Consider the following 23,557-nt stretch of genomic DNA (forward strand, 5'->3'; position numbering starts at 1 on the left):
GTAACTATATGTATCATTTGTATTTGGTTGCGATGCGTGGAAAGAGGATCTGTTTATGAACAAATATTCAGCGTATTAAAAGTAGGATAGTGAGCATCAACAATTTGATAAATCGCCTGCACTTTTTGATATTTTTACTTGTCACTTCAGAAATCATTATTAGCTTTATCAGGTACCGGGCAACGGTGGCTGCCTGGGCCTTTGAGCATGTTATACATTTATAATACCGGGGTGTTATGGTCAATTATTATAAATATCTTCCGGTTAGTAAAGAAGATGAGAGCTGGGGATTAACGGTTTTAAATGCTGGGTGCACGCATATTGAAGCCACGAACGATTACCCTTTTAAAGATCATCCGGCACATCATAACTTTAACTGGAACAGCTGGCGCGTTTTGCAGGAGTACCAGGTAATATATATTACCAACGGGCAGGGTATTTTTGAATCCGATAGCTATAAACAAACCATTATTAAGGCCGGAACTATCATTATGCTGTTCCCGAATGAAAGGCACCGCTACAAACCGGATAGCCATACCGGCTGGGATGAGTACTGGGTGGGTATAAAAGGAGATATTATTGACAACCTGGTAACATCAGGTTACCTGCGGCCCGATAATCCATGCCTTTATATTGGTTTTAATGACAGCATTTTCAATATCTATAATTGCATTATTGAAAAAACCAGGGAGGAAAGATCCGGTTATCAGCCCCTGGTATCGGGCGCGGTGCTGCATTTGATAGGGGCTTGTCATGCTGCCCTAAAGCAAAGTACTGCTGAAAACAAGGAAGCGGAAAATATCATCAACCGGTCAAGACTGTTATTCCGGTCAAACATCAGCAATCCCTACTCACCGGAACAGGCTGCGCAGGAATTGAATGTGGGTTATTCCTGGTTCAGAAAACTATTTAAGAATTACACGGGGCTATCGCCGGGCCAGTATTACCTGCAGCTGAAAATTGAAAAGGCTAAAGACCTGCTGAGCAACAGCAATGTGCCTGTTAAAGAAATTTCAATAGCGCTTAATTTTGAGTCGAGCTTTTATTTCTCCAAGATCTTTAAAGAAAAAACAGGCCTGCGCCCTACAGAATATCGTAAGCGGAACTATGATCCGGCTACGGCATAAAGTCAGGGAACAGGCCTGTATGTGCTTACCTGCCGGCGTGCGTGCCTGTGGTCTGCAATAGCTTCACCAAAGGCACAGGCCCCGGATCAGTGGGAAGGCCATTGGCTTCACGGATCAGCTGAAAAATATGATCCGGGCGCACTACTATATAATCTGCATTAAGCGAATTAGCCACGTTCTTAAAGCTGGTAGGCGTTACATCCTGCCAGGGCTGCGCCTGTATGATAATGAAACGTGGTGAGCTGCCATTCCACCCGGCAGCAGCAGAGGCAATATGATCTTTCATGGCCTGCTCATTTGTGCAGTAATTGCAGGAAAGCGCCATGCCCGGCAGGCTGTTATTGTAAATGGTAAGCCCGCCGCCTGTATTCTGGGCAGTAAGGCCAAGCGTTGTTGGCGCATAACTGGCAAAGGTTTCCCCAACATTTTGATTTATACCGCCGGTAATAGTATTCCAAATGGTAATAACCCTAAAGCCCGCACGCTTGTTATAGTCTTCCGTTTTAGCCACAAACTGGTTCAGCGAGCTTTGAGAGGGCCAGCTGTTGGGATAGGCGTAACCGTAACCGGAGGGCCCGGAGATCAGGTTGTCATTATTGGTGGAGCTTTGCCATAAGTAATTGAGCGCCCCGGGCATGGCATCCAGCATGGCGGGGGAGAGGGTCCATCCTATGGGAACTGCGCCACGGTCAGGATTGCTCCACAGCTTACGCATAAGGTGCTCTACATACTGTAAGTTATCGCCATCACTTAATATAAAAGCCACGTAGATCTTATTCTGCAGGGCCGGTTTCGGAGGCATCGGTTTAAGATTTACGGTTCTGGGCATACCGCTATGCACCGTGAGGTTGGTAGCCCAGTCACTTGCAACGGTTGCAATGCCATAGCTGGAGGCCCTTTGTACCCCAGGGGCTTCTTCCGGCCACCAGCCCATGTAGTTGGCGCCCGCCGGCATGGAGGATAAAAAGCTGTTCAGCAAGGTGCTTTCAGCTGCTACATTGGGATCCAGCCATATAACTGCGGCGCCCAATGCAGTAGCATATTCCCGCATGGCCGCTTTATGCACCTCCGGGTTTAACCCTATTAATAAACGGTGATCAATATTGGGCCAGTAAGTATTATAAATTGCCTGGTATACCTGCAGCTTACTGCTATACTGCCCGCGCAGATCCAGCAGCACCGGTAAATTATAGGGGGCGGAGGTTAGCCTTGACAGCAAATCCGGCGAGGCTATGAGGGCTTTCCTGTCTTTGGCCAGCACGGTTGCCAGGTTAACGGTGTGGATCTGTGCCGGATCGTAAACAATTAACCCGGATAATTCACTGCGGTATTTAGTGATCAGGTCCCATTTGTCTGCAGGCTCAGACCAGCTTAAACCTAATGACTGCAGCCAGGTGTATTGCCCTTCTGCAAATGCATCTCCTTCATAAGAAAAGATACGCGGTTGTGTTCTGTTAACAATGCCTTTCAGCGAAGCAAACAGGTACATTTCGGCGGAGGAGTTGTTTTGCTGCAGGCCAACCCAGTCTACCTTTATATAAGCCGCTCCCCGCCAATAGATGCGCAGCTCAAGTGATTGATTAGCTGCCGGCATTGTAAAGGGCAGCGTAAAGCTGGTGTAGTTGGAGGCTATGGGGAACTGCCTGCGGGTAATGGTTTGCGCGGCAAGGATCTGGCCGGTCGTAGCATTTCTTACATCAATATCCACCACAGAATCGTCGTTTGCAGTGTTGTTATCGATCTTCATGCGGAACTCCGCTACATTAGGGCCGGCCGGCGTATTGGTATCATAGGGGCCAAAGATCATATGCTCATTAGGCGCATCGATCCCGGTTTGGCAAAGCCAGCCATCCGTTTCTAAGCGGCCGGTATGGTGGCCCAGCGAAGAGCCTTCACCTTCCCAGCGCGAGGTGGTTTCCCGGAGAATGATCAGGTCCTGCGTTTGCGCGGTTGCAGGAAAGGAGGGCAGAAGCTGGGTAGCCGGCCAGGTTACCTGGCCCATGGATGGCATGATGAACAATTGAAGCAAGGGTAACAGCAGTGCTGCAATCTTAGTAAGAGGGCTAATTGGTTTACACATGGGTTGAAGGTTAAGTAATTGGTTAATAACACCGTTCTTTTCCGGAGTGGAATTATTGTATGGTATGTACGATCTATCCGGCAGAAGGGCAAGAGAATACGGTTTTACACAATCATAACTGGCGTAAATGATTGTATGAAGGTTTTCAATAGCGTACCGTAAGGGCCGGTTCATTCCTTTACGGTGAGCAAGGTCTTATAAAAATAAGTATTAAAATTTGTAATTGAAATTTTATCCTGAGGTTTCACACTGCAGCAGTGTGGCAGGCGCAGGGTGAAAGGGCTGATTGGTACGGGTATTTTTTAAGCGGTAGCCTGTTACAATTTTATTTTCCTAGTTTTGATGGGTAATGTATACCTGCAACCAACCATAAGCATGTACTATTATAAGAAAAGATCGCGTGCTGCACAGTTAATAACAGGACCTGGAAAGATCCGTCAAAGCCTGCATTCATTTACAAGCCTGATGCTGGTATTGATCTTTTTAGTGCTCAGCTCCTGCCCGGTCAGGAATGCGCTTTTCTCCTATCTCAAAAAAGGGCATGCAGAACAAAAAAGTACAGGGGGCACAAAGATCACTGCGCACGATATGTGTGCAGGCCCCAGCTTTAGCAGGATCGTTCCTTCGCCTGAGCGTATTTCCAATAATATTCCTACCGCTTTAACCACGGTTCTTTTTATAGCTTTTCTTACGTGTTTTGATCTTTTTAAAAAGATCATTCACCGGTTTTGCAGTCCTCCTGCCTTCAGGATCAATCCCATTCCCATTTATCTCAGGAACAGCGTGTTTTTAATCTGATACCAGCCTTAATATCTTATGGATCTATTGTTCAGGCTTCTGAATAAGCCTTGGGCTGTTTAGTATCGTGTACTTAAAAATTATCAAACATGCTTAACAACACTTTTTCAATAGCTGGTAAGAACTACCGGCAGCTGGCTCCTTTATTTTTACGGTTAGTGATCGGTTTGGGATTTATGGCCCATGGCTGGGCAAAATTAAGCCGGGGGCCGGCGGGTTTTGAGAAGCTATTATCCCAGATTGGTGTTCCTTTTCCTCATATGATGGCCTGGCTCTCGATCTTAACAGAGCTCCTGGGTGGATTGGCCATTTTCCTGGGGCTTTTTGTAAGCATCGCCGCCATACCGCTTATTGTTACCATGCTGGTGGCTATGTTCACCATTCATATTCACTACGGTTTCAGCTCCGTTAAAACCATCGGATTAACACCCCAGGGGCCTGTGTTTGGCCCTCCGGGATATGAAATAAACCTGGTGTACATTGCTGGTTTGGTATCCCTGGTTATTACCGGTGCGGGAGTTTTATCTGTTGATGCCTGGCTTGTAAAAAGGAAAACACGCAGCGTTGATTAGAAAATAACAGAAAGTAAAATGATCATTGCACGCTACACCTGCTTTTTTAAGGTATGGAAGGTAGCGTGCATTTTATAACTATTTTATAGATGATATGTACTCACTAACCTGGAAAGCTTTTTTAAATGTAAACGCATAGGGCGTTGCTTCATGCTCCCTGAGGTAAACCAGGCGCTCCACTGCTTCTTGCACCGTAGGTATTTTGCCGGCAGGTACATACCACATGACCATGTGCATGGCATCTAATTTTTGAAACCACTCCTTTTTGCGCTTGAAAATTTCAACATGTGCTGACTTGTAAACATAATCAAAAAGCGCATCCATATCGGTCCAGACAGACATGTTTACGATCAGGTAGTCATCCTCAAAGATCCTGGTGGAAGTGGCGTTATTACCCTCACTTGTATAACGCCACACAAACCCCGGACTGTTTTCTGCAAGTGCATTAATGTCATCCAGGTTTGAAACAAAGTCTTTCATTACCTCGCTGTCAAGTGGGGCCAGCATTCTGCCTATATTCAATTGTGCAAGCTGATATTTCATAAAATTCGGTAGATTTAATTGCAAATTTAGATGGGATCTTATGCACAGTCAAGAAGTTACGAAAAGGTTACTGGTTAAAAAATCAGCGCCTCCATTATTCAACCACCAATGTTCTGTAATCGCCACCCTGAAATTGTTTGCTTCCAAGTGGAAGCCCTGCATTATTTGCTACCTGGCGGAGAGGCCCATGCGGTATAATGACCTGCACCGGATCATTCCTAATATCAGCAGGAAAATATTATCGGAGCACCTGAGAGATCTGGAGCGGGATGATGTTATTATACGCGTGCAGCATGACCACAAACTGCAAAAAGTAGAATATACTTTGTCTGACCGTGGAAAGTCCCTGCTGCCGCTGCTGGAACAATTGCAGGACTGGGGGATGGCTAACCTGGATGATGTGCTGTCAATAAAAGAAATGCTGGAGCTGACCCTGGATTAAAACTACTCTAAATCAATGGGCAGGTCCACACAGCAATGACCCTGTTCTTTAAGGCAGTGAATGATATCAGCTGCCTTAAAGGACGTTCCTTCAATCCTCATGATCTTGTCTGCGTCTTCCAGGTCAAAGTTTATACACAGGTATGGATATTTTTGCAGAAGATCATGGACGATATGTTTCGCCTTTTCCGTATATACTACATCTGTTTTGAAAACTTTTATCATGATGTGCCTTACTTTTTTATTCCCAGCACCGTGAAAGGGTTAAAGGAGATGCCTGCGTTGAAATAAAAAGCCGGGTCGGGAGTGGTCTGGAATACCGGGTCCCCGAATGAATCCTCTTTCCTGAACACGCGGCCTGAGGGCGTTATTTTCATCCCGGTTTTTACAGTGAGCACGAAATACTTTGCTATCACATGCTCGTACATTAATCCTGAATTTAAGTCTAATTGCCTGTACTCATACCGTTGATCAGTACCATCTATATTGTACAGGTAAAAGGAAGTTCTGTCTATTTCTGTGCCCAATGATATTCTTCCATTGGTAAAAACGTACTTTCTGAGATACAGGCTTCTTGGAAGGATCATATCTACAACCAGGCCATTATTGAATTTATGCTCATAGGAAAAGGTAGGTAATACCGGAGTTTGAGAGCTGGGGTCAATATTAACGAGTAACCCCACCATCAGCTTGGTACGCTGGTTAGCCTTCAGGATCATGGTTCCGGTAAACATGCCTTTAACCCTTTCAAAATGTTTATCGCTGCCGTCAAACAGAATGCTGGAAGTATAGATGGTCCGTTTGTTGAACAGCTTTGAAAAATAGGTGAAGTTGAGCGATGAAAAAAGGTAGTGGAACTCATCGTCAACCGGCATGATGCCGCCTACCGCCGGTTTGGTAATATCAGCTTCCAAAGCGGTATACCGGTAACCCAGGGTGGCGCCCAGCATCCAGGTCTGTTTTTTTATGAAGTTTATATTTGCGCTCACCTTTATCTGCTCAAAACCGGTAACCCTGCTTTCAGGGAGCTGCTCTTCCCCTCTTTTTGAAGTATAGTTATAGGGCGATGTATGAGTAAATTCAATATTCAGGGGGCGGGAAATCGCAAACTTGTCGGCGGCATAGGTTTCTACCCGCCTGGGTACATTCACACTATCCCGTGCTTTTGTGGGAATGCTGTCCCTTGTTTGCGAAAAAGATGCTACAGATAAGATCAGCATACCCTTTGTTACTACTACCCTTTTTCTAATGTTCATGTCCTTTGTTTTAAGGTTTGATTAAGGCCGGAAAAAATTATTGTATAAATGCTGTACAGGTTGTGAGAACGTTTTGCAGTACTACACAAAACAAAGGAAGGAATAATACGATCGCCGTTTTTTGTTTTTATACCAAACGGGTTACATTTTATACTAAAGCCTTTTTAGGGTAAGATTTGGTATAACAGCAGCGGGGTTTCGTATAATTTGCCATTGCTGCAGGGATAGATCGCTTTATCTTTGTTAAAGTTAAATTCTTCTTAAAGTATCATGAAAAACGATCACCTGGAGCCAGGGAATACAAAAATTATACGGCTGATCGTTGACGATCGCTACAGACTGTTACGCCATGTTGTGCTATTGACGGGAATGATGGTTGTTCTTTTATTTTCCAGCGAATTCTCAGAAGAAGCCGGCGCTTACAGGTATCACAGGGTGTTTTTTGCGTATGGGGCCCTGACATTCATGTGTTATTTCAACATGACTATCCTTGTGCCAAGGTTTTTTTTTAAAGGACAATACCTTATTTACCTGGCGCTTCTGGTATTATTGGTAGTGGCGTGTGAAATACCATTGTCCTATGCAATGGATGCAATTTTTACCCCGGAGCAATTAGCGGCTCACCGCCGGGAAACCCGCTTTGTGCGGGGATCTTACGAGGGCACCATTATACTGGTATCGATCACGCTGGTATCCACTATGATCAAGCTGTTCCAGCGGTGGATGCGGGATAGTGAAAGGATGGCAGAGCTGCGGAATATTACTTTAACCATGGAGCTAAGTGAATTACGGAACCAGGTGAGCCCGCATTTCCTCTTTAACATGCTGAATGGAATTAAGGCGCTGGTGCGCACGGATCCTGATAAAGCGAACCTGGTTATTATGAAGCTCTCTGAGTTCCTGCGCTACCAGCTTTATGAGAACAACGATGAAAAAATACTGCTGCGGTCAGAGCTTAATTTTTTGTCGAACTTCCTGGACCTGGAAAAGCTCAGAAGAGATAACCTTTCCGTTAACATCAGCACAAAGATTGACCCTTCAACCCTTAACAGGATCTTTTTACCTCCCAGCCTGTTCACCATCTTTATAGAAAATGCCGTAAAACATAGCGTGGACATCAGCGGGGCAGCGTCCTATATCAATATTACATTCGGGATAAATGAAGATAAGCTTTGCTTCAGCTGCGTTAATTCAAAAGATCCCGGTTATATACTTTCAGATGAGAAGAACCGCGGGCTGGGGCTGGCAAATATAAAAAGACGGCTGGAGCTTTTATACGGTGATAACTATGTACTTGAGATCAGCTCCACCACCACCACCTATAACACCCAATTAACTATACCCATATGAACTGTATTATTGTAGATGATGAGCCGCTGGCAAGGGAAGAAATGCAGGCAATGATAAAAGAGGTATCCCGGATAGAAATACTGGGGAAGTTTTCCAATGCGCCCACTGCCCTGAATTTTTTAAAAGAGAACGAAGCAGACCTCATTTTCCTGGATATTGAAATGCCGATGGTTACAGGGCTGGAGTTTGCGGCGCAATTGCCCCGGCAAACCCTGACCATTTTCACAACGGCCTATCCGCAGTATGCATTAAAAAGCTATGAGCTGGATGCTATCGACTACCTGCTGAAACCCATAGAAAAAGCCCGGCTGGAAAAAGCGATCCATAAAGCAGAGATCTACAAAAAGCTGCTTTCAGATGATACGGAGAAGAATGTTATAGAGGCTAATACCGCCGATTTTTTACTGGTTAAATCAGACCGGAGGTTTCACAGGATCAATTTTGGCGATATCAGGTTTATAGAAGGACTAAAAGATTATGTGGTGATCTATACCGGCAGCCAGAAGCTTATTACAGCCATGAATTTAAAGACCATTCACCAAAAGATGCCTGCACGCCTTTTTCTACGGGTCAGTAAGTCGTACGTGGTGAACATAAACTATATAGATTCATTTGATCATCGCAATATTTACCTCGGGACAACTGAAATTCCTTTGGGAGATGTATACAGAAAGGACTTTTTTGCGGTTTATTCAGGAGGCTCGCTTAATCCGGAGGAGTAAAACGTAAAGCAGAAAGCCATTGTAATGACTTTCTGCTTTTTTGTCTTATGCCTTGTGCCTTGTGCTTTCTGTTTTGTTCCTTGCTCTCTGTTCTATGCTTGTGCTTTCTGCTTTACGCTTTTTGCTATTAAGCCATCTATAATGAAATACATACTCGGCACTACAAACAGGGTAAGGATCATGGAGCTGGTAAGCCCGCCGATAATTACCCAGGCCATACCGTTCTTGATCTCAGATGCAGCGCCGCTTGCAATGGCTATGGGCAGCATACCAAATACCATGGCCAGGGTGGTCATTAATATAGGCCGCAACCTTTCCTTACCTGCTTCTACCAGGGCTTCTTTTACACTATAACCTTCCTCTTTCAGCTTATTGGTAAAGTCTACGATCAGGATGGCATTTTTTGAAACAAGCCCCAACAACATAATGATCCCGATAATGGTAAAAATGTTCAGCGTCTCCATCGTTAGCGCCAGGGCTAACAATGCCCCGATAAGGGCTACTGGTATGGAGAACAGCACCACAAAGGGATACACAGCATTTTCATAGAGCGCCACCATAATAAGATATACGAGGATAATAGCGGTAAGCAGCGCCAGCCCCAGGCTGCCAAAAGCATCGCCCTGGTTTTTGGAATCACCCAGGTAGGCTACACTAATGCCATCCGGAACTTTTACAGACCTGGCTTTCTCCTTGATCTCACTGGTAACAGTTCCGGTAGGCCGCCCCGCCACATTGGCCTGTACGGTAATGGATCCCAGGCGGTCTATACGCTGCAGGGTAGTTTCCCCAAGGGCTTCTGTTATTTCTGCAAACTGGCTCAGTAAGATCGTTTGTCCATCGGCGTTAACAAAGGGCAGGTTACGCACGTTCTTGACATCAGAGCGGTTAAACTTGTCCAGGCTAACGAGAATATTGTACTCATTGCCCGCCTGTTTATACTGGCTTTGATCATTTCCGCTAAAAGAATTTTGAAGCGAAGCGCCTACCTGGCTGGCATTGAGGCCCAGCAGGCTCATTTTTTCCCGGTTCAGCTTAATATCTATCTCAGGTTTTTCGTCCTTAACGGAGAGCTTTACGAACTGTGTGCCCGGTACTGCTGTTATTATTTTCTGATAGGCTTCCGCCACCTGGCGTACCTCTTTGAGGTCTACGCCCTTTATGGCCACCTGTATGGGTGCGCTGCTCACACTTCCGGTTATGGAGGTTGCTGATGCGGTGAACTTAACACCGGTGATAGCGGCGCTTAGTTTTTGCTGCATGTATGTGCCAAATTCTTCTGCGGATAAGTGGCGGTTTTTCTTGTCTACCAGCGTTAAGGTAAGCTCTGCAAGATTGGCATTGCTGCTGGTACCGGCTACACTTCCACTCACAAACCCGATGCTGGAAAATACTTTTTCAACTTCAGGCTGCTGCATAATTATTTTTTCGGCCTGCTGCGCAAGCATGTTGGTTTTATAGATGGTGGCCGTTGGTTCCAGCTCCATATTGATGATCAGGTCACTCTGGTCTGTTTTCGGGATAAATGAAGCGCCTATAAAACCTGTGGGTATCAGTGCTATGGCCCCGATGATCAGCAGCAAAGTACCTGACAAAAGCCATCTTTTTTTATGGAGCACTATTTCCAGCAGCTTCCCATAACATTCTTTTAGGTTATTAAGAAAGTACTCAAAACCCAGGTTGAGCTTTCCCCAGAGCGTATTTTTCTTCAGCGCTTCCAGCTTACCGAAACGGCTTACCAGCAGGGGTGTGATGGTAAATGAAACAAAGAGGCTCATAAGGGTTGAGAATACCACCACCAGGGAAAATTCCCGGAGTATGGAGCCGATCATTCCCCCGGCCAGCGCCAGCGGCAGGAACACCACCACATCCACCAGGGTGATGGAAAGGGCGGTAAAACCTATTTCATTACGGCCTTCCAGGGCCGCTTTCCGCTTGTCTGCGCCCATTTCCATATGGCGATAGATATTTTCCAGCACAACAATGGAATCATCCACCAGGATACCTACTACCAAAGACATAGCCATTAAGGTCATCAGGTTCAGGGAAAAACCCAAGAGGTACATGGCAATAAAAGTGGGGACAATGGATGAAGGTAACGCCAACAGTACAAACATGGAACTCCTCATACTGTGCAGGAAAGCCAGCATTACAACTCCTACAATCAGAATGGCCAGGCCCAGGTCTACTATTACGGCGTTTGCAGAATGTAATGTATAAATGCTCTGATCTGATGAAATATTGAATTTCAGATCCCGGGATCTGTATTGTTCCGCTATGCGTGTAAATGTTTTTTTAACCCCGGCGCTCACATCCACCGCATTGGCATCTGTTTGTTTGATGATCTGTATACCAATGGAGGGGATCCCGTTAATATGATTGATAGCCGTGGTTTGGGCCGTGGCGTCCACCACTTCCGCAATATCCCTGAGATAGATGGCGCCCTGGCCGGGAGCTTGTTTTATGATAAGATTACGCAGCTGATCCAGTGAGCTAACATTGGCATCGTAACGTATGGAGAGCTGTTGGTTCTTTGTTTCAATGCTGCCTGCGGGAAATGAAAGATTGGCATTACTAACAGCCTGTGTTGTTTGTGTAATAGAAAGACCATAGGAATGTAATTTTTCCTGGTTAATGTTAACCTGGATCTCGCGCTCATCGCCGCCAATGATATTTACCTGGCCTACACCCGGCACATTTTGCAACACTGGTCTAAGCTGGTTGTCTACGAAATCGTACAGGTTGCGGGGAGGCATGTTAGCGGTTACGCCGGCTTTGATAACCGGAGTTTGTTCCGGGTTCACTTTGTTTACCTGGGGTCTTTCGGCATCATCAGGAAGGTCGTTAATGGTTTGGTCTGCCCTACGCTGCACATCACGTTCCGCCTTATCTATGTCTGTACCATTTTTAAAAGAGATAGTGATAATGGAAACGCTTTCCTGGGAAGTGGAGCTGATCTGGTCAAGCCCCTCAACAGAAGAAAAAGCATCTTCCAGCTTTTTGGTAACAGTTGTCTGCACTTCCGCTGCTGCGGCGCCGGGATAAAGGGTGCTTACAGAAACAGTAGGTACTTCTATTTTGGGAAGCAGGTTATAGTTCAGGCTAAAGTAACACTGCACCCCGAAAAGAGCCAGGACTGTAAATATAACTATGAGTAATAATGGCCTCTTTATGGCAATTTCGGTTAATGACATACTCCTGATCTTTATTTTGAGACATTGATTAAAGAACCATCTTTTAGATTGATCTGCCCGGAAGTGATCACCTGCTCACCGGGCTGCAGGCCGTCAATAACCTGGATATAGCTGCCGTATTCATTACCGGCTTTTATTTTGCGTAAAACGGCTTTGCCATCTTTTACCACGTATACGGAAGCATCCTGTGTGCTTGCATTCAATGCCTCCCGCGGGATCAGCAGGATCTTTTGGGATGTTTTTCTCGAGAAGTCGGCATAAACAGAAGTGCCGGAACGTAAAGGGGCATCTTTATCATTGCCCGCGGTGATCTCTACCAGGTAGTTGTAGGCCTGGTTAGCCTGCGGACTAATAAAAGTAACGGTGCCTGAAAATGACTTATCTGGATAAACATCTGTTGTGAGCCTGATCTTTTCACCCAGCGCTACCTGGTATACTTCTGTTTCGGTAAGGTTTACCTGCACTTTTAATTGAGAGAGGTTTACTATAGTAGCTATTTCTGTACCGGCGCTTACATACATGCCTTCTTCAACGGATTTAACGCCAATAATACCGCTGGTGGGTGCTTTGATGCTGGCATCGGCTATCTGCCTTTCCAGCTGTGACGACTGGTTCACTGCATCATTATAGTTCTGGCGGATCTCATCTACCTTTTCCCGGGTTGCAGCATTACCTGTCAGCAATTCAGAATAGGTTAGCAGATCGCTGCGAAGCCTGGCCACATTGGATGCCGATTTTTGCAGGTCAAGCTGCAGCAACCGGGAATCAATAACCGCCAGCGTTTGCCCCTGGCGTACATTGTCGCCCAGGCTAAAGCGCAGGTGCTGCACATTTCCGCTGCTTACCGATAAAACCTTTGCCTCTTTAAAAGGAGCCAGTATGCCGGTTTTTAAGATGCTTACCTGTTGTATGCTGTCCGTAGCGGTTGCAACGGTTACGGGTATACGGATATTTTCTACAGATACCGGCTGGTTCTTCTCATTGATCTTCCTTTTATTGGAAAACAGTTTGAGTACGATCATCCCGGTTATACCGATACATACCAGGGTTACTATAAGTTTTTGTTTCATGGCGCTTTAAAGTGAATTATAAAAGGTTTTCAATGTTCCTGCTGCCTTTTCAAGGTCTATCTTAGCCAGGTAATAATTGTACAGGGAGCTCAGGTAGCTGTTCTGTGCTTCCCTGAGCGAGTGTTGCGTATTCAGCCAGTCAGTAAGGTCAGTGATACCTTTTTGGAACTGGAGGTCCGTGACCTTCAGCACCGATTCTGCCAGGGCAATATTCCGCTGGTCATTTTCCACGTTGGCCTGCGCCTGCAGGAGCCTGGTGCGGTTGTTCCCATATTCCATTTTATACTGTCCTTCAGACAGCTTTAGCTTTTCTTCTGCATTAATACGGTTAATCTCTGCCTGCTTGTATTGGGCATTACGTTTATAGAAATCGAGAATGGGAATGCTGAGCTTTAAGCCTACGGCGGAAAACGGCAGCAGGGTACTATAGGATTCCTTCAGGTTATTGCCAAAGCCAACCGCACCATAGCGGGCGTAGGCGGTTAGCTTAGGGAGCGCTTCTGCCCTTATACGGGCCTGCTCTATTTGCAGCGCCTGTATGTTCACCTGGGCGAGCCTGTAATCAACCCGTGATGCCGGAGAAAAAGTTCCGGCACTATCTTCAGGGAGTGCTGCGGGGATTTTTACGCCTGCTGAAGTATCTACTGCAAGCGGCTCATTAATAGGGTAACCCATTTCATATTTTAGCTCATTTTGCGCCAGCTGCAGGTTACTTTCTGCCACACGGATCTGGGAAATAGTATTGTTATAGTCAACGGTAACTTTATCCTGGTCTTTTTGCAATGCGATGCCTTTACTTACCTGCAAACGGTATATGGCTATCTGCTTTTCATAGGTGTCTTTATTGACCTGCAGGAGCTCTAACTGTTGCCGGTATACGAAGATCTGGAACCAGGCCGTGCTGATGTTATAAATGATGGCTTCCTGGCTTTGCTGTATGTTAAGGTCTGCCTGCTGCCGGTTGTATTTACTGGCTTTCAGGCCGGTAAGCATGGATTGGTCATAGATCACCTGGTCCAGCTGCGCAGTAGCGTTGCTGCTATATTGCTTGCTTAAGGATACCTTTACATCATTAGGCCCAAAGATCCCTGCGGGGATCACCGTTTGCTGCAGCTTAAGATTGTTGTCCAGCGTAGAGGTGAGGCTTATCCGCGGCAGGTAATCGGCCAGCGCCTCCTTTGTCTTTGCATCAGCTGCCCGCTTTTCATTGGCATAAATGGTGTTGTTACGGTTATTCTTCAGGCCATAATCAATGCATTGTTTTAAGGTCCAGTTATCCTGGGCATTAGCCTTTAATGCAAAGCTGAATAAGAATAGTACAATGATTTTCCGGTTCATATGATCTTCTTGCTCATCCTACTTTTACAACCGCTGAAATAGCGGTTGTTTTAGTTAGACGGGCCAAAAGTAGCTGGTGCAGGGATCGGTATTTTGCTTATTATACGAACCCAGTTCTTTCTTATACAAACCATATTCAGGCTTCTACCTATTTATTTCGGGGGAGGGAACGGCACAATATAGGAGCAGCTGCGCATTGAAGAATAAGCAGGAGAGGGGAGACTATGAAATGAGGTTAAAAGATACCAGCACGGTTGTAACACTGACGCAGATCAGCCCAACCAGGAAAACATAATCTGCCACCTTTTCCAGCTGTTCGCTCTTTCGCTCATGATCCGCACGCATGGACAGGAACGAAAGCAGGCAGCTGGCCATTAATAACAGCGCGGCAACCCCGGTACTATCATCAATGAGGGTACCATTATTAAAATGCATGACTTTGATAGAGGTGAGCACTATTAAACAAAAGCCCAGCAGGTTCGTAGATGTATTGAGGATATGCGGTGATTTGCTTCCATTCGCCATAACACGCCTGAATTAAAGCGGAAAGTTACAGAAAGCCTTGATCCTATAGATTTGTTGCGAAAGTTATAAGGTAATTTTAAGGTTCAGCTGTGCCACTTTTAAAGGTTTTTTAACAACTCACCATGAAAAGATCTTAAATAGTTTGGTTTGAGTTAATTTTATGGTATAACTTAGATCGTACAAAATGTAGCATAGATACTAAACAAGGGACAAATTCCATACTTGCCAATAGATCTTATTTAACTCCGGAATTATTAACTCCAAAATTACATTACAATGAATCCAAACAAAACTTTGTGGGAAAAGGGTGATTTTACCCGTATCGCTGAAACCATGCGGGAAAGCGGTGATGCGCTGGTAGCTGACCTGGGAATTAAACCCGGGCTTAAGGTGCTTGATCTCGGTTGTGGAGACGGCACTACGGCCATACCGGCAGCAAGACTGGGCGCAGAGGTTTCAGGCGTTGACATTGCAGCGAATCTCGTAGAGGCAGGAAACAACCGGATTAAGAAAGAAGGGCTTAGCAATTGCACCATCCAGGAAGGCGATGCCACTGACCTGCATATGCTGGCAGATCATAGCTTTGACCTGGTCATGAGCTTTTTTGGCGTTATGTTCGCACCAAAACCTTTTGATGTTGCCAGGGAAATGGTGCGTGTTACACGCCCGGGCGGAAGAATAGTTATGGGAAACTGGATCCCGGGAGATCCGACACTGGTAGCACAGATCCTAAAGATCAGCTCCGCCTATACACCGCCGCCGCCGGAAGGTTTTGTAAGCCCCATGTTATGGGGTGTGGAGAGCAATGTGATTGAACGATTTAACAGCGCTGGTATAACAAAGGAGAACATTAGCTTTTCTAAAGAAACTTTTACATTTAATGCTCCCTATTCACCTGCGGAATTTGTTAAAAATTTCAGGGACTATTACGGTCCTACTATGAATGCTTTTGAAGCTGCTGAAAAAAATGGCAAGGCCTCAGAGCTGCAGGCTGAATTAGAAGCTTTGTTTAACAGTCAGAACAAAAGCGGGGCAGGGAATACTACATCTATTCCGGTTACTTTTTTAAAGGTAACGGTTAGCTGCTGAGCCTAAAAAGGAGAAATTCAGGTCAGATATTTGCGTTCGGCCGGTAAGGCCATCATCATAAAAAAAAACGGTTTATTCAAAGGGTAGCAGGATAGTGTAGGATGCGGAGTATATACAGACCCTTATATTGGGAACTCATTCTAATTCCACGCATTAATGAATAGAGTTTTTTCTGCGGTACTCGCGCTTTGCAGTTTTTTACTGGCTGAAACCAGCTACGCCCAATCTCCCGTTAGCAGGCAATGGAATGCCAACTGGATTGCAGCGCCCAATGACCCGGGCACCGGGTATGGGGTTTATTATTTCCGGAAAAATATTGATCTCGCCGTTAAACCTGCCAGCTTTATCATCCATGTATCCGCCGTTAACCGTTATAAATTGTATGTAAACGGCACACTGGTATCCTTAGGACCGGCACGCGGAGATACCTATTACTGGAATTATGAAACGGTGGACCTTGCGCCCTACCTGGTTGCCGGCAAAAATACAGTGGCGGCGCTGGTGTATAATGAGGCGGATAACCGCCCGGAGGCGCAGATCACGCTAAGAACCGCATTCATTGTACAGGGAAGCAGTTCCAGTGAAGAGATCCTGAATACCAACAATACCTGGAAATGTACCCGGGATAAAGGCTACCAGCCTATCTGGGGCTTTTTTGCCGCCAGTACGGGTGAAATGGTAGATATGCGGCAATCTGTTCATGGCTGGATGGCTGTTGATTTTAATGACAGCAGCTGGCCGCAGGCCGCAAATTTATTCGGAGGCCGTTTAAAGGGCGGGGGTGATGGATATGGCTGGATGCTGGTGCCTTCCTCATTGCCCCAGATGGAGCTCACCTATCAGCGGCTGCCCCTTGTGCGTAAAACAACCGGCATTACCCTGCCACCTGCATTTCCGGCAGAAAAAACATCCATTACCATTCCTGCTGATACTACCGTTTCTTTCCTGCTGGATCAAACCTACCTGACCAACGCATACATCAACCTGAACTTTAGCAAGGGCAGGGATGCCGGTATTTCCATGCGCTATGCTGAATCGCTTTTCGATGATGTAAAAAAGTACGGCGACCGTAAAGGCAACCGGAATGATGTGGATGGCAAAGACTTTAAAGGCCGGAAGGACAGCCTGGTCTCCGATGGCAGCACCGGCCAGTCTTATACAACCCTTTACTGGCGGAGCTTCCGTTATATCCTGGTAACAATCCATACCGAAAAAGAGCCGTTGGTAATAGATGATCTTTCCGGCGTATTTACGGGTTATCCTTTTAAGTTTAACGCAGCCTTTAATACGGACAATGCTGAAATAAAAAAGATCCTGGAGATAGGATGGCGTACTGCCCGCCTGTGTGCCATGGAAACCTATTGGGATTGCCCTTATTATGAGCAATTGCAGTACATAGGGGATACGCGCATACAGGCCATGATCAGCTACTACAATAGCGGCGACGACCGGCTGGCGCGTAATGCCATTAACCTGATGGACCATTCCCGTATAACAGAAGGCGCTACGCAAAGCCGCTGGCCTACGCATAGTACGCAGATCATATCCACCTTTTCCTTATGGTACATTGGTATGCTGCATGATCACCGGATGTACCGGTCAGACAGTAGTTTTCTAAAGGACAAGCTGACCGGCGAACGCGCTGTGCTGGATTTTTTCAGCAAATACCAGGGGGCAGATGGTTCGTTAAGAGGCACACCCTATTGGAATTTTATAGACTGGGTAGGAGGGAAAGGATGGGATTTTGCCATGGCCCCAAAAGGCAGCGATGGTGCATCGGCCATCCTGGACCTGCAATTGCTGATGGCTTACCAATGGGCGGCTGAGCTGGAATCCGGAATGGGTATGCCGGCATATGCTGCGCTCTACCGGCAAAAAGCAGCACAATTAAAACAAACTATCCAGACCAAATACTGGAATGCATCCAGGAAATTATATGCGGATACCAACGAAAAAGATGTGTATTCGCAGCATGCCAATTCGCTGGCCATATTGGCCGGCCTGGTGGATCAAAAGGACCTGCCTGCAGTATGTAACAACCTTTTAAAAGATAATTCCCTGACCCAGTGCACCATTTATTTTAAGTATTACCTGCCCCAGGCCCTGGTAAAAGGCGGCTTGGGAAATGATTACCTCAAATGGCTGGATGTGTGGCGTGACAACATCAAAATGGGCCTAACCACCTGGGCTGAAATATCCGATCTGCCAAACAGCCGTTCCGATTGCCATGCCTGGGGAGCCAGCCCCAATATTGAATTTTTCAGAACGGTGCTGGGTATTGACAGCGATGCACCTGGCTTCCGTAAAGTAAAAATAGAACCGCACCTGGGCGACTTAACAAATGTAAGCGGCGAGATGCCGCATCCCAACGGAAAGGTTGCCGTGGCGTATACCCTGGCCGCAAACAAGTGGAGAATAAAGATCGTTTTACCCGCAAAAACTACGGGTACGCTTATATGGAAAACGAAAAAGTATCAGCTTAAAGCAGGGGAGAACGAGTATGTTCTCCCTACCACTTTATCTGCACGCTAATGCCCTCCGGGCTATTTTCAAACTCCATGAAATAGGTTCCGGAATCTGCGTCCCATTCGGTTTTTACGTCTTTCAACGTTTCTCCTGTGCTATTTTTTACAACAGTGCCGCCGGCCAGCGGGGCTGCCGGTAGCAGTACCCGCATAGCATTCAGGGTTTTTACAGGGCTTTTGGCCACAAAGCTATAGCTGTTGGCTGTTGACTGCTCATTATAGATCCGTGCGGCAGCCGCCAGCACTTTGGGTTGTTTCCTGTTTGTTACCCTGTTCAGGTTATACAGCAATGCCTGTGTGCCGGGTGTTACCACTTTTTCTTTCAGCACAGGCAGCACAGGATTGAACAGGTCTATCACAGGGCCTTTTACTGTGTAAGGCGTTGTGTCCGTATTTTCATCCATCACAGCAATGATGTCATAAGGCCCTCTTTCCACGTACAGGTTATTCTTCATTTCAAGCTTACCTGCTGCCGCGCCTTTTTCATAGGCTTCTTTTATAAGGTTCACATATTTGCTGCCGGCGCCGGCCTGCATCACAAAGTCTTTGGGATGCTGCCGCATTATGTACACCATTCCCTTTCCTGCTTTGAAAGAGCCGTCTGCATCCGCTTTTATACCCAACAGCCTGAACAAATGTTCCGAAGGCGCTTTGTATTGATTGCCTTTGGTATTCCACCATTCCATTACTGACTGGTAAGGATCATCGTCACGGCCGCAATAGACCAGCACGCCGCCCTTCTTCACCCATGCTGCCAGCTGCTGATGTACATCCGCCGACATGGGTTTCATATTTGAATAGCTCATGACCAGCACTTTAATGCCCTTTAATGATGCGGCATAGGCAAGGTTCTCCATATGCACGGTTTGCACTGGTATGCCCAGCTTTAATAAGGGTAACGTTTGTCCGTAGAAGTTAGAGAACTGCGGGTCCTCAAACCCGTTGTGGGTAGGGAAACGCTGGAACATCAGGGAGTTGCCCATCAATACCCCGATGCCGTTCACGCCTGAAACGCGGTTAGCTGATAAAGGCATATCGTTCAATGCATTCACCATGATCTGCATTTGGGTGGAGTAATACCGGGGTATCAATACACTGCTGTCGCTGTTGGCCACTTTATACGGCCGGGTATAGATGCGCTCCGGCCAGGGCATTACCTCGTAATCCGCTACCATGGGATATAACAGCTCTGCGGTGAAAGTGGCTTCATAGTTCCGCTTGTAATCGCTCCAGTCACGCGGCCAGTCTTCTATGGGGTCTGTAAGAAAGAACAGCTTTCTGCCGGTAGGCGCTGTCATGGATACCATGGAGCCGTATTCCAGGAAAGCATTTTCAAACACCCTTTCCTTTTGCACACCATTGTAATAGACGGGTTCCCGTGAAGTGCCGGTCCATACCTGCGCTATATACCCGTCAATGCCAGGCAGGGAGGCCAGGCTGGCTTCCGGGCTCACAATTTTCCAGGAGGAGTAATTCACCAGCGAGTGCGTGGGAATGTACACTTTTACGTTCACGCCCTTGCTTTTACCATATGCTTTTGCATAATCAGATACTTCTTTGATAGCATTGTAATACATATGGTATTTCAGCTTGTTGGAGAGGTAGGTGTTCTCCGCTGATTCATGCTGCGGCCTCCAGGGAAAGCCGTAATAATCCTGCCACTCTTTTTTGAACACTGCGCTGTAACCTGCCCTGGCCCAGAATTCCGGCTCTTCTAAATAAATGGAGCTGATGCCGGCGTCTATCACTTTTTTGATCACTCCTTTTTTCATGTATTCAACAAAAGATCTTTCCGGCACTATGTACGGCATATTATGGCCATGCCAGATAGTATCCCCGTTCTGCTGTACCTGGCCTACGCCAAGGTGCTGCTGCCCATCCCATTTGCCGAAGAAGTAATCCCCATACTGGCCCCAGGCAATGCCGGTCATAAAATGCGTATTATAACCACGCTCACGCCAGGAGCGTACGCGTTCCTCAAAAGTGTGGCGGCCCCGGTCATTGGCCCCGTAGATGATGGCAACATCTGAGCGCACATCTATTTCAGGCATCCAGGCGCTGCTGGTCTGAAACGCGGTTTTCTCTTTTAGTACGGGTTGCTGTGCATTAACAGCAAAAGCAATACAAAGGCAATGGAAAAAGATCAACACTCTTTTCATTCGTTAATTTTTAAAATGATTATCCGTTTTCAATTCTAAGGCACCTTCACCTGAATGGCTTCATTATAATTATACCGGTTAGTTCCTTCAACGCTATAATTAATACGGGCACCTGCACGCAGGTAATAATTTGTATTGGCGTAAGGCAATGCGGGGGTGGTTACGGTAAGCGTTTGACCCAATACATCATTGGGATTATTGACCGCAACCGTATACCGGGAATCATAATTATTATCCCCTACATTAAAGCTGGATGAATTTACATACAGGTAGATGTTGGTGCATTCCTGCTGAAAAGCGGCATCTGTAGTACCTCTTTCCACTTTAAACTGCACGGTGATGGTTTTATCATTATTAATAACCGGCTTGCCGATCCACGACAGCACCAGGAACGGCACCACCGTGAAGTTTTTTGTTACACTCCCGTTAATATCAACCGTAATGCTTCCGTTCCGGGTAGTATCCCCGTTGCTGTCAGTTAAAACAAGGGGAATAAAAGGGCCCAGCGGTGTTACATTGTAGGTGCCGGCCGGCACCATTGCGCATTCAAACTCGCCATTCTGTTTGCAGGTAAAATACCAGGGGGTAGGGCTGGCCTTGTAGCTAAGGTCCCGCATTCTGAAGCGCACCCCGTTATCTCCCAGCTGCGTTTGCAGGCCCTGTCCTGTTACAGAGTCTGTGATGGCCCCTTTCAGCGTCATGCTGGGTTTTTCGTAATTGTCATATTTTGTACAGGCCGTGAAGGATAAGAGGCCCAGCATGCTGATGATGATAATATAATAAGATTTCATTTTCCTGAATTGAATGAATGAAAAAGATCAATACCCTGCATTCTGAATCATCTTGGTGCTTGTTGAAATAGCAGCACCCGGTATTTCCTGGTAATACCATCTGGTATCAAATGTATAGGTATTGCCGGTTTCGTCATACCGCGCGTCAAAAAAGTACTTCCCTGCAAAATCTGCGTAAAAGGGCATTAATGTGCGCCAGCGGGTGTTTGATTGCTCAGTGGCTATAACCCGCCAGCGTTTAAGATCCCACCAGGTCTTATTTTCAAAGGCCAGCTCTTTACGGCGTTCCTTACGCACGGCGCTGATGAAAGTATTTGCAGAAGATTTTTCTTCGCCTGTAAGCAGCGTTGCACCGGCCCTTGTTCTTATTTTATCTATAGCATCATATGCAGCGCCCAGGAAGGTGGCTGTTCCCAGGGATGCCAGCTCCGCGGCTGCTTCTGCGCGTGTTAATAACACTTCTGCATACCGCATTTCAATCCAGGGCTGGTCTGATCTGTTCTCAAGCACCTGGTCCTGGGTTAAGCTTTCATTTAACCATTTCCGGATGGTAAAGCCTGACATAGCGCAGGTCCTGTCGCCGTAAAAAATACCGCTTGCGCCTGCCGGGTTCATTTTTGTTCCGTTATGCAGGGTATAGGCTGTCTGGCTGCCGCTTGAAGAAGTAACCAGCATATTGGCGCTGCCGGAATTTTCATATTTTACGGTACTGCCTTCGGGAATAAGCCGGCTGATGGAAGTGGTGGAGGGGCCTTTATAAATGCCTCTCCAGATCTGGCAGGATACACCTTTAAACAGATCGCCCGGAAGTATTACAGTAGCTCTTAACCTGGGTTCTGCTGTGGCAAAGAAATCCATGGTATTGTCGTATAACTTATACGTTCCGTCAGGATTGTATACATTCAAATGGCCCTTGTCGTCCTTGTCCATCCCGTCAAACATTTCAACAAAGTTCAGCGTAGGATTGGTTTCAGAAGAGTATCCGTTAGCGCCTTTATATTGTGCGGGCACATTGTAAGCGTCGTATCCGTGCACGGATTCCGGGTAACCGTATTCCTTCACAAAAATGGCTTCTGAGCTGGTGGGTTTGGAAAACAGGTTCAGGTAGTTCCTGTACTGTGCCTCCGGATCATTTGCCGCCCAGTCATTCATGTACAGGGAATATCCGCCACCATCTACTGCCAGTGATGCATCATATGCTTTGGTAAAGAAATCTTTTGCCAGGCTGGCATTCATGCCGCATAAACGTATGCCTCCACTGGTTAAGTTATTGGTATTGTATTTGGCTATTGAGCCTGCATGCAGCATGGCACGGGCCTTAAAAGCATAGGCCGCATATTTATTAGCGCGGCCTGCCTGGTTCTTTACCGGCAAAAGCGCTATGGCGCTGTCAAAGTCATTGGCTACCTGGTTCCAGGTATCTTCTTCGGATGAGCGGGCAATATCAATATCCTTGATGGACTCATCCGGATAGTTCAGCACACGGGTTACCAGCGGCACGCCTCCATAACGTTTGGCCAGCGCATAGTACGTAAATGCACGTACGAAATAACATTCCCCTTTATACATATTCACATTCTCTGCTGAAAACTTGTTTGCATAGTTGCCAATGTTTTGCAGGAAGTAGTTACACTCCCTTATCAATGCATAAAAATCGCCCCAGGTATCCCCGTTATCGGAGGAGGTGGCTTCGGTAATGGAGCCGTTCACTTCCCGGCACAATGCTTCACCTGTCATGGAAGAAGGTACCCTCAGTACATAAAAGCGATGAAAAAGCCGCTCGGGGCCATACCGGAAATCTTCCACCGGCAGCTCGCTGTAGATCCTGGCCATATACGATTTAAGACCGTCTTCAGAGCCAAAAATGGTGTTATCCTGAATAATGTTGGTGGGCGAGATATCCAGCTTGGTACATGAAACGGCCCAAAGACCCGCTATGAATAAGATGATATATTTGAATGTTCTCATGATCAGTGT

The 23,557-nt window shown here is 46.4% G+C and carries 19 protein-coding genes; 8 read left to right on the forward strand and 11 right to left on the reverse strand.

Features of this window, described 5'->3' with window-relative positions; all coding sequences use genetic code 11:
- Window positions 1-236: 236 nt before the first annotated feature.
- The gene (locus KVT36_RS11260; RefSeq protein ID WP_217603589.1) at window positions 237-1,127 is read left to right on the forward strand and encodes an AraC family transcriptional regulator; all 891 of its coding nucleotides are present in this window, start codon (window positions 237-239) and stop codon (window positions 1,125-1,127) included.
- Between the two features lie 25 nt (window positions 1,128-1,152).
- Here the strand turns inward: KVT36_RS11260 and KVT36_RS11265 are convergent, their stop codons facing one another.
- Window positions 1,153-3,207 carry a GxGYxYP domain-containing protein gene (locus tag KVT36_RS11265; RefSeq protein WP_217603590.1) on the reverse strand — a complete coding sequence of 685 codons (2,055 nt, stop codon included), beginning with the start codon at window positions 3,205-3,207 and terminating at the stop codon, window positions 1,153-1,155.
- Between the two features lie 375 nt (window positions 3,208-3,582).
- Here KVT36_RS11265 and KVT36_RS11270 point away from each other — a divergent pair, with 375 nt between their 5' ends.
- Window positions 3,583-4,005 carry a hypothetical protein gene (locus KVT36_RS11270; protein ID WP_217603591.1) on the forward strand — a complete coding sequence of 141 codons (423 nt, stop codon included), beginning with the start codon at window positions 3,583-3,585 and terminating at the stop codon, window positions 4,003-4,005.
- An 89-nt stretch (window positions 4,006-4,094) separates the two neighbouring features.
- A complete protein-coding gene (locus KVT36_RS11275; protein WP_217603592.1) occupies window positions 4,095-4,577 on the forward strand; it encodes a DoxX family protein in 483 nt (160 codons plus the stop codon).
- 78 nt (window positions 4,578-4,655) lie between these two features.
- Here the strand turns inward: KVT36_RS11275 and KVT36_RS11280 are convergent, their stop codons facing one another.
- Window positions 4,656-5,120, reverse strand: coding sequence for a DUF3291 domain-containing protein (locus KVT36_RS11280; protein ID WP_217603593.1), 465 nt, complete (start codon window positions 5,118-5,120; stop codon window positions 4,656-4,658).
- Window positions 5,121-5,160: 40 nt separating this feature from the next.
- On the opposite strand from KVT36_RS11280, the gene KVT36_RS11285 reads away from it, so the two are divergent.
- Window positions 5,161-5,562 carry a helix-turn-helix domain-containing protein gene (locus KVT36_RS11285; RefSeq protein ID WP_217603594.1) on the forward strand — a complete coding sequence of 134 codons (402 nt, stop codon included), beginning with the start codon at window positions 5,161-5,163 and terminating at the stop codon, window positions 5,560-5,562.
- A gap of 2 nt (window positions 5,563-5,564) precedes the next feature.
- Here KVT36_RS11285 and KVT36_RS11290 read toward each other — a convergent pair whose 3' ends face one another.
- Together KVT36_RS11290 and KVT36_RS11295 are read right to left on the reverse strand one after the other, a co-directional pair.
- Window positions 5,565-5,786 carry a hypothetical protein gene (locus KVT36_RS11290; protein WP_217603595.1) on the reverse strand — a complete coding sequence of 74 codons (222 nt, stop codon included), beginning with the start codon at window positions 5,784-5,786 and terminating at the stop codon, window positions 5,565-5,567.
- An 8-nt stretch (window positions 5,787-5,794) separates the two neighbouring features.
- Window positions 5,795-6,817 carry a DUF6268 family outer membrane beta-barrel protein gene (locus tag KVT36_RS11295; protein WP_217603596.1) on the reverse strand — a complete coding sequence of 341 codons (1,023 nt, stop codon included), beginning with the start codon at window positions 6,815-6,817 and terminating at the stop codon, window positions 5,795-5,797.
- A 585-nt stretch (window positions 6,818-7,402) separates the two neighbouring features.
- On the opposite strand from KVT36_RS11295, the gene KVT36_RS11300 reads away from it, so the two are divergent.
- Both KVT36_RS11300 and KVT36_RS11305 read left to right on the forward strand, forming a co-directional pair.
- Window positions 7,403-8,167: a sensor histidine kinase gene (locus tag KVT36_RS11300; protein WP_217603597.1), complete on the forward strand. Its 765-nt coding sequence runs from the start codon at window positions 7,403-7,405 to the stop codon at window positions 8,165-8,167.
- A complete protein-coding gene (locus KVT36_RS11305; RefSeq protein ID WP_217603598.1) occupies window positions 8,164-8,889 on the forward strand; it encodes a LytTR family DNA-binding domain-containing protein in 726 nt (241 codons plus the stop codon). Before KVT36_RS11300 ends, KVT36_RS11305 begins: the two co-directional genes overlap by 4 nt.
- Before the next feature lie 92 nt (window positions 8,890-8,981).
- On the opposite strand, the gene KVT36_RS11310 is transcribed toward KVT36_RS11305, so the two are convergent.
- The 4 genes from KVT36_RS11310 to KVT36_RS11325 all read right to left on the reverse strand — a co-directional run bounded on the left by KVT36_RS11310 (window position 8,982) and on the right by KVT36_RS11325 (window position 15,016).
- Window positions 8,982-12,083, reverse strand: a complete 3,102-nt coding sequence (locus KVT36_RS11310) for an efflux RND transporter permease subunit (RefSeq protein WP_217603599.1) — start codon at window positions 12,081-12,083, stop codon at window positions 8,982-8,984.
- A gap of 11 nt (window positions 12,084-12,094) precedes the next feature.
- On the reverse strand, window positions 12,095-13,153 hold the full coding sequence (locus tag KVT36_RS11315; RefSeq protein ID WP_217603600.1) for an efflux RND transporter periplasmic adaptor subunit: 1,059 nt from the start codon (window positions 13,151-13,153) through the stop codon (window positions 12,095-12,097).
- Between the two features lie 6 nt (window positions 13,154-13,159).
- A complete protein-coding gene (locus KVT36_RS11320) occupies window positions 13,160-14,491 on the reverse strand; it encodes a TolC family protein (RefSeq protein ID WP_217603601.1) in 1,332 nt (443 codons plus the stop codon).
- A gap of 222 nt (window positions 14,492-14,713) precedes the next feature.
- A complete protein-coding gene (locus tag KVT36_RS11325; protein WP_217603602.1) occupies window positions 14,714-15,016 on the reverse strand; it encodes a hypothetical protein in 303 nt (100 codons plus the stop codon).
- 276 nt (window positions 15,017-15,292) lie between these two features.
- On the opposite strand from KVT36_RS11325, the gene KVT36_RS11330 reads away from it, so the two are divergent.
- Together KVT36_RS11330 and KVT36_RS11335 are read left to right on the forward strand one after the other, a co-directional pair.
- Window positions 15,293-16,105 carry a class I SAM-dependent methyltransferase gene (locus tag KVT36_RS11330; RefSeq protein WP_217603603.1) on the forward strand — a complete coding sequence of 271 codons (813 nt, stop codon included), beginning with the start codon at window positions 15,293-15,295 and terminating at the stop codon, window positions 16,103-16,105.
- A 156-nt stretch (window positions 16,106-16,261) separates the two neighbouring features.
- Window positions 16,262-18,637, forward strand: coding sequence for an alpha-L-rhamnosidase N-terminal domain-containing protein (locus tag KVT36_RS11335; protein WP_217603604.1), 2,376 nt, complete (start codon window positions 16,262-16,264; stop codon window positions 18,635-18,637).
- Here KVT36_RS11335 and KVT36_RS11340 read toward each other — a convergent pair.
- From KVT36_RS11340 to KVT36_RS11350, 3 genes are read right to left on the reverse strand one after another with little or no spacing between them, the layout of a single operon-like run.
- Window positions 18,615-20,789, reverse strand: a complete 2,175-nt coding sequence (locus KVT36_RS11340) for a hypothetical protein (RefSeq protein ID WP_217603605.1) — start codon at window positions 20,787-20,789, stop codon at window positions 18,615-18,617. The genes KVT36_RS11335 and KVT36_RS11340 overlap by 23 nt on opposite strands.
- A 35-nt stretch (window positions 20,790-20,824) precedes the next feature.
- Window positions 20,825-21,580 carry a DUF3823 domain-containing protein gene (locus KVT36_RS11345; RefSeq protein WP_217603606.1) on the reverse strand — a complete coding sequence of 252 codons (756 nt, stop codon included), beginning with the start codon at window positions 21,578-21,580 and terminating at the stop codon, window positions 20,825-20,827.
- A gap of 27 nt (window positions 21,581-21,607) precedes the next feature.
- The gene (locus KVT36_RS11350) at window positions 21,608-23,548 is read right to left on the reverse strand and encodes a RagB/SusD family nutrient uptake outer membrane protein (protein ID WP_217603607.1); all 1,941 of its coding nucleotides are present in this window, start codon (window positions 23,546-23,548) and stop codon (window positions 21,608-21,610) included.
- Window positions 23,549-23,557: the final 9 nt, after the last annotated feature.

It is taken from the genome of Chitinophaga sp. GbtcB8, from assembly GCF_019091455.1.
GTDB lineage: Bacteria > Bacteroidota > Bacteroidia > Chitinophagales > Chitinophagaceae > Chitinophaga.